We start from the raw sequence: 14,425 nt of genomic DNA, 5'->3' as shown, positions 1-14,425 counted from the left end.
GGCTATCCAACCGGGGTGATGGGTAGGGAACGGCGTGGTTCGAACTGGAACGTCGAGCCGGTGCTGATCCGGGTGACGGCGACCTCGTCGAACTCCGCGGCGGGCTCGGCGCGTTCGACGGCGTGACAGCGCCACTCCCCCGCGTTGCCGGTGACGTCGACGTCGAGGCACGGGTCAACCGCGCGCACGATCGCCTGTAGTGGCGCGATGGTGTCGGGCCCGCACAGCGCGATCCAGGCGTCGTCGGCGTGGGCGGGCGAGCGGCGCACGGTGCAGCCGTCGGCGGTGAACTCCGCGGTGACGTAGGCAGCGGGGTTGAGTAGCGGATGCAGTCGCAGCACGGCAACCGCACCCTCGATGCCGCCCGGCAGCCCCAGCGCATGGTGGATGCGTTCAGCACCGACCCCTGCGATGCCGATCAGCTGCTTGACGCACAGCTCCCGTGCGGCGTCCGCGTCGAGCCTGGCGGTGACGGCGCGGCGGAATCCGAGGTAGAGCAGGTGCATCTGCACGCAGACTTCGTCGGCGATGCGGGCCAGCGCGGACGCGGAGAACTCGGCGAAGTCCAGATCGGACAGCAGCGGTCCGGAGTAGTCGGCCTTGCCGTCGTCGCCGGGGTCGATCGGGTCCAGCGTGAGCGACGCGGCATGGGTCTGGCGAGTCGCGGTGCAGCCCGCCGACTCGGCGACCGGCGGGTGGGAGTCGTCGATGGTGACCGTCCAGGCGCAGTGCGGCTGCCGGTCGGCGGGCTTACGCGGCGGCCGGTGCACCGGCCGCACCTGCGCTTTCGGGTTGGTGGCCACGGCGGTGGCGTCGAACGTGGGATCCTCGATGTCGTGACACATGCCGGTGACGTAATCGTCGCCCATCGGTTCGACGTCCATCAGCGCGCCGCAGTGGTCGAGGTGGAAGGTGCCGTGGTGGGCGTCGGTGACGTGGTAGCGGAAGTCCATGAACTGCGGGGGCGCGCCGATGTCGAGCTGTAGCCCTTTGAAGATGGTCGGGACGTCGGTGCCGTCGAAGTTCAGTGCCCGCTGCATCCGCTTGGTGTAGATCGGGCTGGCCGCCATCCACTCCTCGATCGCGATCTGGAGCATCTCCTCGCGGCCGAGTTCCTGGATGCACCACGCCATGCCGGAGCGGTCGATCAGCTGCCCGATCAGCAGCAGCTCGGGCACGAGCGTCGCGAGGTCGCCTCGTGGCAGCTCGCGGTACCTGCTGACCATGCCATCAGAATAGAACATGTTATAGCTTCTGTGAAGACACTTGTCCATCCAGTTGTCTAACTACGGAGGACGCCACCCTGGGAGCGAGCTCAGCGACCGTACCGACAGGTTCGCTAGATGGTTGAGCTTCGGAGGCCACTGAAGTGGACTGGGTGTTGTCGCTGCCAGCGTAGTCAACTTCGCCCCAGATTAGCGAGCACCGAATCCCAACGCACGGTCTGTAAGCCAAGCCGGAGAAGCGCGACTAGCCATCGGAACACGCTCGCCAATTGGTCACGCCGTGATGACGAGCTTTGACTCGCGACGGCAATAGCCCCCTAGGGATAACGGATGATCGTTTCTAGAGTTGCTCTCATCGCCGTGCGAAGTCGAATTTGAGCACTGAGCAATAAATTATTCGGCCCGGTGGGTACTTCTTAGAATTAGCCGTAGATTTAAAAGGTTGGGATGCTTGTGAATACGGCCATCTTAGGGACCGGGTCCTATCTGCCTGAGAAGGTTCTGACCAGCGCTGAGCTGGGAAAACGACTGGGTGTCGACGAGCACTGGATCCTTAGCAGAACAGGCATCAAGGAACGGAGGATCGCCGCACACGACGAGGCTACTTCAGATCTCGCTGCGCGGGCTGCAGAAACCGCTCTCCACGCGGCTTCTATTGGCGCCGAAGACGTTGACCTGATTGTGCTAGCTACCGCGACGAAGGACAAACCTATCCCGGCCACAGCGTCAATCGTGCAGGCTAAGATCGGAGCTACACGAGCGGGAGCGTTCGACATCGACGCCGCTTGCACTGGCTTTATCTACGGCTTGACCGCAGCGCATTCGATGCTCATGGCGAACCCCAACCACCAGACGGCGCTCGTTATCGGAGCCGAGCTATACTCGCGGTTTTTGGATTACGAGGACAGGCGGACGTGCGTGCTGCTCGGTGACGGCGCCGGCGCAATCGTGCTAGCCAAGACGGAGGACGGCGAAGGCCTGCTATCCACGACACTTGTTTCCGAAGGAACCCAAGCTGACCTCGTTCAAATCCCGGCAGGCGGCAGCCAGAAACCGGCAAGCACGGAATCAGTCGATAGCAAAGAACACTTCCTCACCATGCGAGGGCGCGAAGTGCGCAATCTCGCCGCCAAGGTGATGCCCGATCTGATCGGCGGCCTACTGAAATCTGCCGAACTTGAACTTGAAGACGTTCGACTCATTGTTCCACATCAAGCCAATGGCATCATGCTGACCGAGTGGGCAGGTGCACTGCACTTACCCCCGGGACAAATGCATACCACCGTCCGAAACTACGGCAACACGGGCGCCGCGTCTGTGCCGATCACTCTCGACGACGGTGTACGTAACCACCGAATTGTCAAAGGCGACGCTGTGCTTCTGGTGGCGTTCGGTGGTGGCATGACGTGGGGCGGAGCGACCATGAGGTGGACAATGGATGGCACTCGATAGTGCGGCCACCACGCACGACGAAGCCGAAACTACTCCGCCAGTGGCGCCTCGGGCTCCACCTCGACGAGCGTCATGTTCACCCCGCGCGGGAGCGAGACCACAGTGGACACCGCGTGCGCGATGTCGGACGGCCGCAGGAAGTACGAGTGACGTGCGAAGCCCCAGCGGGTCCAATCCTCGATCAGCGGACCGACCACAGACTCGTCGAAGTCCATGCCCATGCTGGTCTGGGTCGGTCCCGGCCGGACGATCGACGCCCGCACGCCGGTGCCTTCCAGCTCCATCTGCATCGTCCGCGCCATCGCCTCCACTCCTGACTTGGCGGGCACGTAGCCACCCACCCGGGGACGCGGCGCGCGCACCACGTCAGAGCCGATGAACACGAGGTCGCCTCGCCTACGCTTCACCATGCCCGGCACGATCTCGGCGACCAGCCGGTGCGTACCGACCAGGTGGACGTCGACCGCGCGCTGGAACGCGTCGGGGTCCTGCTCGTGGATCAGCGCGGTGTCCAGATCGCCCGCGCCGGACACCGCGATCTCCACCGGGCCGAACGCCTCCGTGGCCGCGGCGACGAACGCTTTTACCGAGTCGGCGTCCGCGACGTCGAGGCCGAGCGCCAGCGCCTCGCCACCGCCGTCGCGGATGTCCGCGGCGATCTCCTCGCACCGCTCCACCCGGCGCGCGCCAAGCGCCACCGGATGTCCCGCCGCGGCGATCGCCCGCGCCGTGGCCTCGCCGATGCCGGACGACGCACCGGTCACCACGGTGGGACGTCGTTCGGGATTGGGGTCGAATCGAGGCACGTCAGGCCACCTCCATCCGCACCGGCAACGTGGCGAACCCGCGCACGTTGGTCGAGTGCACGCGTAGGGCGTTGTCGGCGTCGATCTCGTACGACCGCACCCGGCTGACTAGCTCGGTCAGCGCGATGCGGGCTTCCAGCCGGGCCAGGTGCGCGCCGAGGCAGAAGTGGGGCCCGCCGCCGAAGCTCGCGATCTGCACCGAGCGGTCCCGGTCGAGGTCGAAGACGTCGGCGTTCGCGAACACCCGCTCGTCGCGGTTCGCCGAACCGACGAGCAACAGCATCCGCGCGCCGGCGGGCACTGTCGTGCCGTGGTACTCGCTGTCCTCGGTCACGGTTCGGACGATGATCTGGCTCGATGTGTCGTAGCGCAGCGTCTCTTCGATCCAGTCCGGGACGCGCTCCGGGTCCGCCAGTGGTTTGGCGAGCTGGTCTGGGTTGCGCCAGCCCCAGTAGAGGGCGTTGCCGAGGAGCTTGGTCGTGGTCTCATTGCCCGCGACCACCATGAGGAACAGGAACCCGATGATCTCGTCGTCGGTGAGCCTGTCGCCCTCGATCTCCGCGTCGAGCAAGGCAGACGTCAGGTCCTCGGTGCGTTTCACGCGCCGCTGGGCCACCATGTCGGCGTAGTACTGCACCAGCTCCAGGGCGGCCTCCATCGCTGAGGGCGGAACGTCGAGGACGTTCTCCTCGCGGTGCATCACGGCGTCAGCGAGCCTACGCACCTCGTCGCGGTCGCCGGCGGGGACGCCGACCAGCTCGGAGATGACGTCCATCGGCAGCTTGCCCGCGAAGTCGGCAATGAAGTCGAACTCCCCCGCCGCGAGCGCGGGTTCGAGGTACTGCCGGGTGAACTCGCCGATTCGCTCCTCCAGCCTGCGGACTCGCCGCGGCGTGAACCCTTGGGAGACGAGTGAGCGCATCCGCTGGTGGCGCGGGTTGTCCATGGCGAGGAACGACATCGTCTTGTGCGCGTGCGGCCCGTACGCGGCAGGGTCGAGCGAGACACCGTTCGCGCTGGAGAGTCGCTGACTGTCCCGGAACGCGGCGACAACATCGTCGTAGCGCGAGATCGCCCAGAAATCGAGCTCCTCGTTGCGGTAGAGAGGCGCGTCAGCGCGCAGCCGCGCGTAGAGCGGGTAGGGGTCGTCGTGAAAGCCGTAGTCGTACGGGTTGAACACGACCGATTCGGACGTCTGGGACGTCCCTGCCGCGACCTCGGTCATGGCCTGCCCTCCCACTCATTACTAGACATATGTCCAGACACTACTATGGACAATTGGCTTGCGACAAGCATGGGCGCACTCTTGCACAAGAACTGGACAGCTGTCTAGACTTCTGTCCATGAACGCGAGGAACGAGCGGGCGACGTGTCATCGACTGCGGGTCGCGGAGGTCATCCCCGAGACCGCCGACGCCGTGTCGCTGGTGTTCGACCTGACGGAACGGCAGCGCGAGCGATTCGCCTATCGCCCTGGCCAGTTCCTGACGCTGCGGCTGCCCACGGTGGACGGCGCGCTCGCACGCTGCTACTCGCTGGCCAGTTCCCCGCACACCGACGACCGGCTCAAAGTGACGGTCAAGCGCGTGGACGACGGGCGGGCGTCCAACTGGATCTGTGACAACGTCGGCCCTGGCGCGGTACTGGACGCCCTGGAACCGGCGGGCGTGTTCACGCCGGCATCTCTCGACGACGACGTCCTGCTGCTCGCGGCGGGCAGCGGGATCACGCCGATCATGTCGATCGCCAGGTCCGTCCTCACGCACGGCACCGGCAGCGTCGTGCTCTGCTACGCCAATCGCGGCGAGGACGCGGTGATCTTCCGCGACGAGCTGCGCCAGCTCGAAGCCACCTACCCGGACCGGCTGACCGTGCTGCACTGGCTGGAGTCGTTGCAAGGTGTGCCCACCGAGCACGGGCTACGCGGGCTGCTCGCCGGGCAGCGATTCACGGACGTCTTCCTGTGCGGGCCGAAGCCGTTCATGACCGTGGCCCGGGCAGTGCTGCGGGACCTCGGCGTCGACCGCACGCGGATCCACCTCGAGCGCTTCAACTCGCTCGGCGGCGACCCGTTCGCCGACACGGTGCCCGCCGAACCGAGCAACGTCGCACAGCCTGGCATCGTGCCCACCGACCCCGAGTCGCCTGACGCTGCCGAACCATCAGGCGCTGCCGGTGAGCCCGTCGTGCTGCACGTCGACGTCGATGGCGAGCCAAGGCGCCTCGACTGGCCTTCGGGTACCACGCTGCTGGAGCTGCTGATGGCCAGCGGCGTCGACGTCCCATCTTCCTGCGGCGAGGGTGTCTGCGCGTCGTGCGAGTGTCGCGTTGTCGAGGGTGAGGTCGCCATGGTGGACAACCAGGTCCTCGACGCCGAGGACATCGCCGAGGGCTATGTGCTCGCGTGCCAGGCCACGCCTGTCACTCGGCACGTGCGGGTCAGTCTGGGCTGAGTACGCTCAGCCGTGACTCCCAGCACGCCGGACCAGAAAGGATGCCCGTGACCGCGACCAGCGACGACGCGAAATGGCGCCCAACGGCCGCTACCAATAGCGATGCGGCGATGCACCCCGACCTGCTCGAGCACGCCCTGCGCGTGCCGGGTTTCATGCCCACCGACGAGGGACTCGCGCTACACGACGCCGTGCGCGACAACCTCGGCTCGGGCGTCGCGGTGGAGATCGGCAGCTACTGCGGTAAGTCCACGATCTTCCTCGCTGCGGCGGCCGCGGCGACCGGTGGCACGGTCGTCACCGTGGACCACCACAGGGGCTCGGAAGAGCACCAGCCCGGCTGGGAGTACCACGACCCGGAGCTGGTCGACCCGCACGTGGGGCGGATCGACACCCTCGGTGTGTTCCGCCGCACCATCGCTGACGCCGGGTTGGAGGACACCGTGGTCGCGATCGTCGGGCGGTCGGTAGACGTCGCTGCGTTCTGGCGCACTCCTATCGACTTTCTGTTCATCGACGGCGGGCACACCGAGGAGGTGGCACAGGCCGACTACGAGGGCTGGGCACCATGGGTCGCCGAGGGTGGCGTACTGGCGATCCACGACGTCTTCGAGGACCCACGTGACGGCGGCCAGGCACCGCATCACATGTATCAGAGAGCACTCGATTCTGGCGCGTTCAGCCAGATCACAACGGTCGGATCGCTGCGCCTGCTACTGTGTGTCAACGGTTCGGCTGGCTCGCTAGCCGGATGAGTCAGAACGGTGGCGCTTCGAAGCCGCCGATAATACGCCGCTGCGCTGTCGAGTGGATCGACAACGCTATAACGACCAGTCAAAACTGGCCCCTCGCACAGTCGGTGGTTTCTAGCGGCGGTCGCAACACTTCCGAGATCATTTGGGGTTGTGTTGTCGTCATCTCGTCGTGTGAGGAAGGGGCCGGGGCGGCGTCCGCAGTCGGCCAAGCGTCAGCGGTTCATGGAGTTGCGGGAGAGGGGGTGGAGCATTCTCGCGGCCGCGCGGGAGGTTGGGGTTTCTCGGACCACGGGGAACAACTGGACGCGGGGGTATAAGACCTACCGCCACGGCAAGCCGGCGGGGTTCGTCCCGCCGTTGGAACGACTCGCTGTGCGGCAGATCAGCGGCCGGTTCCTGTCACAGGATGAGCGGATCGAGATCGCCGACCTGCACCATGCAGGAGTTAGCGTCCGGCAGATCGCCGCGCGACTGGGACGGGTGCCATCGACGATCAGCCGAGAGTTGCGCCGCAACTCGATGACGGGTCGTGGCTATCGCCCGTTCGACGCTCACCGGCGGGCGACCGCCCGTCGAGCGCGCCGGCCGCTGCGCCGGGTCGAGAGCAACGGCCAGCTGCGGCAACTGCTTGCGGAGTTGCTCGCGCAGCGGTGGAGTCCGCAGCAGATCAGCCGTCATCTGCGCCGCCAGTTCCCCGACCAGCCGGGGATGTGGCTGTGTCACGAGAGCGTCTATCAGGCTGTCTACCAGCCAGGCTCCACGCTGATGCGGCCGTCGACGTTGGCTCCTCAGCATCGTTCACCGCTGCGCACTGGCCGCGATCACCGGCGGGCTCACCAGCGCCGTGACCGGCGTCGGCCGCGGTTCCAGCAGCCGATGCTCACTATCCACCAACGCCCGTTCCAGCCCGAAGACCGCTCCGAAGCCGGCCATTGGGAAGGCGATCGTGCGACGTGGAAAGTCGCACGTGGTGAGTGGTTACATCGTTTGGAGGTTCATGTGGTGAAGGTGTAACCCGGTCCAGTGTCGAGGGACCGTCCCCGCCCTGGCGTGCGTCACGGGTGACCGTGGGGTGCGAAGCCCAGGGGAAACGCTGAAGGGCTCTCGTCCCATCCGGGGGCTACGGGCAAGGGGAAGACCGGACGGGTGAACGCGAGTGAATCTTCGTATGCTTCGTAATCCCAGTCCCCGCGTGATGGGACGCTGCAGCGGGGAACAGGGCTGGCCGCTGAGAAGCGGCAGGCGCCGCTCATCGAGGTCACGGTGGCCGGGACGACACCGCCGCCCCGGAGTAAAGAAGGCACCCACCCCGGTCGTGTCTCGCGCGTGCGGAACACGGAAACCCCGACAGAGTCCAACATCCTGGTTGTGTGGGTGTTGGTAGGCCGACCGTGAGGGAGGCGGAAGTCTCTGGCGGGAACAGGATGCCCAAGAAGCCAACGCCGGTGGGCGAAAGCCGACAGGAAATCACGACGCCCGGCGGTTCCTCCAAGCCGTCGTCGTGGTGAACTGGCCGGATATCGGACCGAGTGTCCGGGTCCCGAAAGGGGCGCTGACGTGGGCAGGTGAGCTGGTGAAGTGATGCGGCTTGGTGCCGCCGGTACCGAAGGACACGTTGGACACCTGATGGTGAACGGACCTGAGGGCGCGACCCTCGACTGGGACGCTCTCGATTGGCGTCGCCACGAGGACAACGTACGGCGGTTACGGCAGCGGATCTTCACGGCGGTTAAGGGCGGGGACCTGGCCACGGTCAGGAACCTGCAGAAGTTGATGCTGCGCAGCTGGAGCAACACGCTGATCAGCGTGCGGCAAGCTACGCAGCGCAACACGGGTCGCGCGACGGCCGGGGTCGACGGGGAGGTCGCGTTGACCTCCGAGGCCAGGATGGAGCTGGCGGTGCGAGTGCACCGCGAGGCTCGATCGTGGCGATCCCGACCGGTCAAGCGAGTGCACATACCCAAGGCGGGTAGCCGTGCGAAGTTGCGGCCACTCGGAATTCCTGTGATCGCGGATCGCTGTCATCAGGGCAGGGTGCGCGCCGCGCTGGAACCGGAGTGGGAAGCCCGGTTCGAACCCCGATCCTACGGGTTCCGGCCGGGGCGCAGCTGCCACGACGCGATCGGCGCGATTTACAACACCTGCAAAGGCCCGCGGGCCAAGCGGGTATGGGCGCTGGACGCGGACCTGGCCGCGGCGTTCGACACCATCGATCATTCCCAGCTGCTCGAGGCACTCGGATCGTTCCCCGCCAGGGACATGATCCGAGGGTGGCTCAAAGCTGGGATCATCGAGGCAGGCACAGGGTTCGCGCCGACCGGAGAGGGAACTCCCCAGGGCGGCGTGATCAGCCCCTTGCTGCTGAACATCGCGCTGCACGGGCTGGAACACGCCGCAGGGGTTCGCTACATCACCGCCGGTCGGCAGGCCGGCGACACCGTGGCGGGCTCACCCGTGGTGATCAGATACGCCGACGATCTGGTCGCGCTCTGCCACAGCCAACGGCAAGCCGAGCAGATCCAGGCCAGACTGGCCGAATGGCTAGCGCCCCGAGGGTTGGTCTTCAACGAAGACAAGACCCGCATCGTCCATGTTGGACGGGACGGGTTTGACTTCCTCGGGTTCAACGTCCGCCGCTACAACGGCACGTTGCTGATCAAACCCTCGACAGCGGCGATCCAGCGAATCCGGGAACGGCTCCGCACCGAGATGCGCGCACTGCGCGGATCCAACGCGGCGGCGGTACTCGCCACGCTCACCCCGATCACCCGGGGCTGGGCGGCCTACTACCGGGGCGTGGTGTCGTCCAAGACCTTCAAGGCCCTGGACAACTACCTGTGGGTGCTGCTCTATAAATGGGCCACCCGCCGCCACGCCAACAAGCCGAAGAAGTGGATCGTGGAGCGCTACTTCGGCAAATACAACAAGTTCAGGAACGATCACTGGGTGTTCGGCGACGCCGCCAGCGGCGCCTACCTACCCAAACTCGCCTGGACCGACATCGTCCGCCACACCCTGGTTAAAGGCGAGGCGTCTCCGGACGACCCGACCCTGGCCGAGTACTGGGCCACGCGGCGACGCCGCGTCCCGCCCCCGCTGGACGGGTACACGCTGCGCCTGCTCGCCAAGCAGGACGGCCACTGCCCGCTCTGCGGGGACGAACTGCTGAGCGTCGCACAACCACCCCAGTCACCCCACGAGTGGGAACGATGGTGGCTGCAGATCACCCGCAAGGCGATCAACGCCGACTATCTCACCCACCACGGCAAACCAGGCTCACCGGACGGTGATCACACCCGCCTCGTGCACGCTCACTGCAGGCGATCGCTCCGCGCCCGCCAACGCAGCAGCCCGCCACCACAACCGGAACCGCCCTCGCGGCTTGCTTGAGCTGCCTGCGGTGAAAGCCGCACGGGCAGTTCTCAGGGGGGACCGGCGGGGCAACCCGCCGGTCCTACCCGACTCATCGTCGGCAAACATCACCTGTCGGCGATCGGCACACTCGTCGAACGGCAGACCAGGATGGTCCGGCTACTGCACCTGCCGCAGTGGGACGGCGACACACTCCATGCGGCGTTGACGGCGCGCATGGCTGACCTGGCGCCAGAGCTGCTGCGCTCGATCACCTGGGACCAGGGCACCGAGATGGCCCGCCACCTAACGATCACCGAGTCCCTCGGCGCACCGATCTACTTTTGCGATTCCCGATCACCGTGGCAACGCGGCTCGAACGAGAACGCCAACGGGTTGCTACGCGACTATTTCCCGAAAGGCACCGACCTGGCACGCCATTCGTCGAAGCATCTGCTGGCCGTCGAGGAGGAACTCAACAATCGCCCACGAGTCATCCTGCAGGACCGATCGCCCGCACAACTGTTCACCGCCCTGCTAGGCTCCGCCAGTCCGCCCGTGTTGCGACGATAACTAGAACCCACCATGCCGCATGGGGGTCAAGATTCACGTGCCGTCGACAGGGCGGTATCGTCAATCGTCAGTAACGGGTTCGGATACGTCCGAGCGAGTCCGTTTCCCTGCGCTGCGAGAAGACGGACGCCCGCCGCTGCAGGTCGATCACGCGAGTTCGCAGCCGAACGTGATGGGCAAGGCGCTCCTTGAACTCAGCGAACGTCAGCCTGTTCACGGGCGCTTGACTCCGGCAGCGCACAGCGGCTGGTGGTCTCTGCGGTTCGTCTCGTTGCCTGAAGGAGTCGTCCTTTTCACAGCAGGCACGTTAGCGCGGGCCGCCGGGCGCCCTTGAAGCGCATTCTGAACCGCGTCAGCGGTCAGACCGGCTCGCCAGTCGTCTCACAGTGGGAGAACACCCGCACGCATGCCGATCCACCGCCAGTCCGGAAGGCAATCCCTCGGCCCGAAAAATCCCATTCCCTGGCGTAGTGCGCGATAACGCATCCGCCGCGAGAATCACCGCAGCGGCCGTCCATGTCGTGCGCTCTTCCGGCCAGCGCTTGCCGTCCGCGAATACCAGCCCGGTCCAGTAGGAACTGTCCTCCTCCTCCCGCAGGTGCTGCATCGCGGCGAACTGCTCCAGTGCACGCTCCCACTCCCCCAGCGCGTCCAGTGCGAGCACCAGCTCGCACGTCTCCGCCCCAGTCACCCACGGATGGTCATCCACACAGCGCGCGCCGAGCCCGTCGACGATGAAGTCGTCCCACCGATACTCGATCCGCTCACGACCAGCCTCACCCCGGACCGCACCGCCGAGCACCGGGTAGTACCAGTCCATCGAATACCGCGTCTTCTCCGCGAACGCCTCGGGATGCACTGCCAACACATGTGCAAGCTGGCCGAGCGCGATCTCCCACTCCGGCTGCGACTCCCCCACCACGCCGGCTAACGCTAAGCCGCAGCGCAGGCTCTGGTGGATGCTCGCGCAGCCGGATAGCAGCGCTTCCCAGCACACCTCACCGCTGGCGCCCTTCGCCCAGCCGATCTCACCCCGCGCGGTCTGCAACTCCAGCACGAAGTCCAACGCTCTGCGCACCGTCGGCCACATCAGCGCGGCGAACGCCTCATCGCCGGTGACGCGGTAGTGATGCCACACGCCGACCGCGATGTAGGCGCAGAAGTTCGTGTCGGCACCTGCGTCCTCAACCTGGCCGTCCCGGAGCTGCAGCGGCCACGAGCCATCCGCACGCTGCGTACGCTGGGACCACGCATACGCCGCCTCCGCCTCTGCCCACAGCCCCGCTGCGGACAACGCCATCGCGGACTCGACATGGTCCCACGGATCGACGTGCCCACCCGCGAACCACGGGATCGCCCCAGAAGGCTCCTGCACCGCCGCAATGGCACGAGCGCTACGCAAAACATCGTCGGCCGACAACACTCCAGGCACAGCGGGGACGGCGTGGCGCCGCACGCTACGCAACCGCGCCCTCCGGCTTGTCCAGATACACCACGACGCTCTTGCCGATCAGCGGGTCGAGCAGCCGCTCGGCGGTGTGGGTCAACCACGGCGCACGCAGCATGTCCCACACCAACATTCGGTGATATGCCTTCGTCAGCGGATGGTCCTCCCGATCAACCCCGACGGCGCACTTGAGCCACCAGTACGGCGCGTGCAGCGCGTGCGCATAGTCCGTTCCCAGCGGACGCAGCCCTGCGGCCCGCAACCGGTCGGTGAGCTCGCTGGCGCGGTAAATCCGCACGTGCCCGCCCTCGACCTCGTGATAGGCATCCGACAGCGCCCAACAGATCCGCTCGGGCAGCCACCTGGGCACGGTGACAGCGACTGAACCGCCCGGTTTGACCACCCGCGCCAGCTCCCACATGGCCTTCTCGTCCTCGACGATGTGTTCCAGCACCTCGGAGGCGATGACGACGTCGAACGAATCATCCGGGAACGGCAGGTCGAGCGCGTCGCCGACCTTCGTTGTCGTGGTCGCCTCGGCGGAAGCGTCCCCTTCCTCGGCCATCCCAGCGAACATGGCGGCGACGCCCTCCAGCTCGGTGGCATCATGGTCGAACGCCACGACGTCGGCGCCTCTGCGGTAGGCCTCGAACGCGTGCCGCCCAGCGCCACAACCGACGTCGAGCACCGAACGTCCCGGCCCAATGCAGAGCCGGTCGAAATCCACGGTCAACATCTCGTTCCTTTCGTCGCCCATGATTCGGACCTGCAAGCAGTCTTCATGCGCTCGATCGCCTCCGCGTAGCACTCGGCCGTTGCCGCGGCGACCGACGTCCAGCTGTAGTAGCGCAGCACCCGCTGCCTACCCGCCGCGCCCATCCGCGCACGCCGCTCGGGGTCGTCAAGCTGTGCGGCGACGGTACGGGCAAGCGACTCGGTGTCGCCCGCGGGCACCAGGTCAGCGCACTCGCCGTCGGCACCGACCACCTCGGGCAGCGCACCCGCCCTGCTCACCACCAGCGGCGTGCCGCAGGCCATCGCCTCCACGGTGGGTAGCGAGAACCCCTCATACAGCGACGGCACACACGCGACCTCGGCAGAGGCGAGCAGCCCGGCCAACTCGGCGTCGGAGACGCCGCTAACGGTATGCACGATGTCGCCGATGGCCAGCTCCGAAATCAGCCGCTCGGTAGGTCCGCCGGAGATCAGCCGGGTGACCAGGGTCAATTCGACGTCGCGCTCGGTGCGGAGCTTGGCGACGGCTTCCAGGAGGTGGCGCACGCCCTTCAACGGGACATCGGCGCTGGCCACGGCGACGATGCGGCCGGGAACGCGAGGCCGCTCGGGCGGACGGAACACGGCGGTGTCTACACCGAGCGGCACCACCCGGATCTTGTCGCGCGGCACCGCGAAGTCGTCACTGATGTCGTCGGCCGAGCAGCCGGACACGGTGAGCAGCTCAGGCAATTGCCTGGCGACACGGGCCTGCATGCGGACGAAGCCATACCAGCGGCGTAGTGTCAGCTGGCGCCAGCCGGTCGCGGCGGCGAGGTCGGTGGTGCGGTCGCGCGTGATCGGGTGATGCACGGTCGCGACCAGTGGGATGCCCGCGCGCTGCAGCGACAGCAGGGCGTTGCCGAGCGACTGGTTGTCGTGCACGAGGTCGAACTCGTCCGCTCGCGCGTGCAGCAGTTTCGCGACGCGGCGGCTGAACGTCCGCGGCTCGGGGAATCCGGCGGTCCACATCGTGGCGAGTTCCAGCAGGTCGGTGGCGTCGCGGATCTCGCTGTGCCGGGGCGTGCGGAATGGATCCGGCTGCCGGTACAGGTCGAGGCTCGGCACCTTGGTGAGCCGGACCCGTGAGTCGAGCACCGGATACGGTTGGCCGGAGAACACCTCGACCTCGTGGCCGAGCTCCGCGAGCCCGCGGCTGAGGTGCCGTACGTAGACACCCTGCCCACCGCAATGCGGCTCACTGCGATAGGACAGCAGCGCTACCCGCACGGATCACCTCACAGGACAAAAATGAGAACATGTTCTCGTTACGGACGATCAGCCTAGCATGGCCCTTCAACCAGCCCTGACCCTCTCCGCGGCCGACAGGCGTGACCTCGGCACCGACACCGAGCCGCTGCCCTCTCAGCCAGCCTCGTCAGCGAATTCGGCCAGCGACAGGGCCACCTTCGGGCACGCCCTGACGGCTTGGCGCACCCGCTCAGCGGCGTCCACGCCCGGCTGCGCCAGCACGTGCAGCTGGTCCTCGTCGTCCAGCTGGAAGACGTCGGGGGCGTATCCCTCACACAGCCCGTTGGCCTCGCAGGCATCGTAGTCCACGATGACTCGCATGGTGTCCTCCCTGCCG

Annotated in this window: 13 protein-coding genes; 6 read left to right on the top strand and 7 right to left on the bottom strand. The window is 66.6% G+C overall.

Annotation, left to right across the window (positions count from 1 at the left end):
• Window positions 1-2 precede the first annotated feature (2 nt).
• Window positions 3-1,226: a hypothetical protein gene (locus ACFQGD_RS12955; protein ID WP_345404494.1), complete on the bottom strand. Its 1,224-nt coding sequence runs from the start codon at window positions 1,224-1,226 to the stop codon at window positions 3-5.
• A 447-nt stretch (window positions 1,227-1,673) separates the two neighbouring features.
• Here ACFQGD_RS12955 and ACFQGD_RS12950 point away from each other — a divergent pair, with 447 nt between their 5' ends.
• On the top strand, window positions 1,674-2,678 hold the full coding sequence (locus ACFQGD_RS12950; protein ID WP_345404491.1) for a 3-oxoacyl-ACP synthase III family protein: 1,005 nt from the start codon (window positions 1,674-1,676) through the stop codon (window positions 2,676-2,678).
• A 29-nt stretch (window positions 2,679-2,707) separates the two neighbouring features.
• On the opposite strand, the gene ACFQGD_RS12945 is transcribed toward ACFQGD_RS12950, so the two are convergent.
• Both ACFQGD_RS12945 and ACFQGD_RS12940 read right to left on the bottom strand, forming a co-directional pair.
• Window positions 2,708-3,484 carry an SDR family oxidoreductase gene (locus tag ACFQGD_RS12945; RefSeq protein WP_345404488.1) on the bottom strand — a complete coding sequence of 259 codons (777 nt, stop codon included), beginning with the start codon at window positions 3,482-3,484 and terminating at the stop codon, window positions 2,708-2,710.
• A 1-nt stretch (window position 3,485) separates the two neighbouring features.
• Entirely contained in the window at window positions 3,486-4,709 is a 1,224-nt protein-coding gene (locus ACFQGD_RS12940; RefSeq protein ID WP_345404485.1) for a cytochrome P450, read from the bottom strand.
• 118 nt (window positions 4,710-4,827) lie between these two features.
• Here ACFQGD_RS12940 and ACFQGD_RS12935 point away from each other — a divergent pair, with 118 nt between their 5' ends.
• The 5 genes from ACFQGD_RS12935 (at window position 4,828) to ACFQGD_RS12915 (ending at window position 10,616) form a co-directional block, all read left to right on the top strand.
• Complete coding sequence (locus ACFQGD_RS12935) at window positions 4,828-5,937, top strand: ferredoxin--NADP reductase (RefSeq protein ID WP_345404482.1); 1,110 nt, start codon at window positions 4,828-4,830, stop codon at window positions 5,935-5,937.
• A 47-nt stretch (window positions 5,938-5,984) separates the two neighbouring features.
• Window positions 5,985-6,692 carry a class I SAM-dependent methyltransferase gene (locus ACFQGD_RS12930; protein WP_345404479.1) on the top strand — a complete coding sequence of 236 codons (708 nt, stop codon included), beginning with the start codon at window positions 5,985-5,987 and terminating at the stop codon, window positions 6,690-6,692.
• A gap of 150 nt (window positions 6,693-6,842) precedes the next feature.
• Window positions 6,843-7,706 carry an IS30 family transposase gene (locus ACFQGD_RS12925; RefSeq protein ID WP_345404476.1) on the top strand — a complete coding sequence of 288 codons (864 nt, stop codon included), beginning with the start codon at window positions 6,843-6,845 and terminating at the stop codon, window positions 7,704-7,706.
• A gap of 612 nt (window positions 7,707-8,318) precedes the next feature.
• Window positions 8,319-10,082 carry a group II intron reverse transcriptase/maturase gene (gene ltrA, locus ACFQGD_RS12920; RefSeq protein WP_345404473.1) on the top strand — a complete coding sequence of 588 codons (1,764 nt, stop codon included), beginning with the start codon at window positions 8,319-8,321 and terminating at the stop codon, window positions 10,080-10,082.
• Between the two features lie 75 nt (window positions 10,083-10,157).
• Complete coding sequence (locus tag ACFQGD_RS12915; RefSeq protein ID WP_390183516.1) at window positions 10,158-10,616, top strand: IS30 family transposase; 459 nt, start codon at window positions 10,158-10,160, stop codon at window positions 10,614-10,616.
• 352 nt (window positions 10,617-10,968) lie between these two features.
• Here the strand turns inward: ACFQGD_RS12915 and ACFQGD_RS12910 are convergent, their stop codons facing one another.
• From ACFQGD_RS12910 to ACFQGD_RS12895, 4 genes are all read right to left on the bottom strand, one after another.
• Window positions 10,969-11,991, bottom strand: coding sequence for a prenyltransferase (locus tag ACFQGD_RS12910; protein WP_345404470.1), 1,023 nt, complete (start codon window positions 11,989-11,991; stop codon window positions 10,969-10,971).
• Window positions 11,992-12,073: 82 nt separating this feature from the next.
• A complete protein-coding gene (locus ACFQGD_RS12905) occupies window positions 12,074-12,820 on the bottom strand; it encodes a class I SAM-dependent methyltransferase (RefSeq protein ID WP_345404467.1) in 747 nt (248 codons plus the stop codon).
• Entirely contained in the window at window positions 12,793-14,067 is a 1,275-nt protein-coding gene (locus ACFQGD_RS12900; protein WP_345404464.1) for a glycosyltransferase family 4 protein, read from the bottom strand. The genes ACFQGD_RS12905 and ACFQGD_RS12900 overlap by 28 nt, the downstream gene beginning before the upstream one ends.
• A gap of 135 nt (window positions 14,068-14,202) precedes the next feature.
• Window positions 14,203-14,409: a ferredoxin gene (locus tag ACFQGD_RS12895; protein ID WP_345404461.1), complete on the bottom strand. Its 207-nt coding sequence runs from the start codon at window positions 14,407-14,409 to the stop codon at window positions 14,203-14,205.
• Between the last annotated feature and the right edge of the window lie 16 nt (window positions 14,410-14,425).

This window comes from Haloechinothrix salitolerans (assembly GCF_042662605.1).
GTDB classification, from domain to species: Bacteria; Actinomycetota; Actinomycetes; order Mycobacteriales; family Pseudonocardiaceae; genus Haloechinothrix_A; species Haloechinothrix_A salitolerans.
This window is presented reverse-complemented; position numbering and strand designations above follow the sequence as displayed.

Bases quoted from the DNA above. Each gene is read 5' to 3' on its own strand.
- ACFQGD_RS12955 (WP_345404494.1), bottom strand. From the start codon at position 1,226: ATGGTCAGCAGGTACCGCGAGCTGCCACGAGGCGACCTCGCGACGCTC.
- ltrA (WP_345404473.1), top strand. From the start codon at position 8,319: ATGGTGAACGGACCTGAGGGCGCGACCCTCGACTGGGACGCTCTCGAT.
- ACFQGD_RS12940 (WP_345404485.1), bottom strand. From the start codon at position 4,709: ATGACCGAGGTCGCGGCAGGGACGTCCCAGACGTCCGAATCGGTCGTG.
- ACFQGD_RS12905 (WP_345404467.1), bottom strand. From the start codon at position 12,820: ATGGGCGACGAAAGGAACGAGATGTTGACCGTGGATTTCGACCGGCTC.
- ACFQGD_RS12950 (WP_345404491.1), top strand. From the start codon at position 1,674: ATGCTTGTGAATACGGCCATCTTAGGGACCGGGTCCTATCTGCCTGAG.
- ACFQGD_RS12895 (WP_345404461.1), bottom strand. From the start codon at position 14,409: ATGCGAGTCATCGTGGACTACGATGCCTGCGAGGCCAACGGGCTGTGT.
- ACFQGD_RS12935 (WP_345404482.1), top strand. From the start codon at position 4,828: ATGAACGCGAGGAACGAGCGGGCGACGTGTCATCGACTGCGGGTCGCG.